This window comes from Amorphus sp. MBR-141 (genome assembly GCF_053628695.1).
In genome coordinates, this window is sequence record NZ_JBRJGW010000092.1 from 1 (window position 1) to 1,273 (window position 1,273).

Consider the following 1,273-nt stretch of genomic DNA (forward strand, 5'->3'; position numbering starts at 1 on the left):
TGACCTGCCACTGAACTGTCATCCAGCTGCGATTAGAGCCTCGGTCGTTTCTGCTACGCCATAGGGCGCGGGTTGAGCAAGCGGCGGAGACGCGAAGCCATCGATGAGCGTAGCGTCGGAGCCGGTTGCGGTGAGGGTTCCGGCGAAGGCCGCCGGGGTCTGGTATCCGAGCGAGGAATGGGGCCTGGCGGTGTTGAAGTCCTGCCTCCACTCGGCGATGGCGCTGCGGGCGTGGTCGAGGCCGAAGAACAGGCTCTCGTTCAAGAGCTCGTCGCGCATCCGGCCGTTGAAGCTCTCGACATAGCCGTTTTGCATCGGCTTGCCCGGCGCGATGTAGTGCCATTCGACGCGATGATCCTTCGACCAGGCGAGGATGGCGTTCGAGGTGAACTCCGTGCCGTGGTCGGAGACGATCATGCCCGGCTTGCCGCGCCGGCTGATCAGGTCCGTCAGCTCACGTGCCACCCGACGACCGGAGATCGACGTGTCGGGGATTGCCGCCAGGCATTCGCGGGTCACGTCGTCGACGATGTTGAGCACGCGGAAGCGCCGTCCGCAGGCGAACTGATCGTGCACGAAGTCCAGAGACCAGCGCGCGTTCGGGCTCGCCTCGACCAGGATCGGCGCGCGCGTTCCAACTGCGCGTCGCCGCGCCCGCCGCTTGCGCACCGTCAGGCCCTCCTCGCGGTAGAGCCGGTAGATGCGGTTGATCCCCGACGGCTCGCCCTCCCGCCGCAGCAGGATGAACAGGCGCCGGTATCCGAAACGTCGCCGCTCGTTGGCGAGGTCGCGCAGCTTGCCGCGCAGCTCCGTCTCAGGTGGACGGCATGACCGGTAGCGGATCATCTTGCGATCGGCTCCGACGAAGGAACAGGCCCGACGCTCCGACAGGCCCATGACGGCCTGCAGATGCGCGACGGCTTCGCGCTTGGCGGCGGGCCCTACCATTTTTTTGCCAGAAGCTCGCGAAGTGCCGAGGCTTCCAGCATCTGGTCGGCGAGCAGCTTCTTCAGCTTCGCGTTCTCGTCTTCCAGCGCCTTCAGGCGCTTGGCGTCGGACACGTCCATCCCGCCATACTTCGCCTTCCAGTTATACAGCGTCGCCTCGGAGACCCCATGCTTGCGGGCCAGATCGCCAGCCTTCGCGCCCGCCTCGTGCTCACGCAGAACCGTGATGATCTGCTCTTCCGTAAATCGCTTCCGCTTCATCTGTCCGTCCTTCGATCGAGGCCGGACTCTAACTCCAGGTGGAGGAAAAACTCAGGGGCAGGTCA

The 1,273-nt window shown here is 65.2% G+C and carries 1 protein-coding gene; it reads right to left on the reverse strand.

The features are described 5' to 3' along the window. Window positions 1–18: 18 nt before the first annotated feature. Window positions 19–1,208, reverse strand: a protein-coding gene (locus ACSSVZ_RS28155; RefSeq protein WP_453974177.1) for an IS3 family transposase whose coding sequence is annotated in 2 segments (ribosomal slippage) — window positions 19–956 and window positions 956–1,208 — 1,191 coding nt in all. Because the reading frame shifts where the segments join, the coding sequence is not laid out codon by codon here. Between the last annotated feature and the right edge of the window lie 65 nt (window positions 1,209–1,273).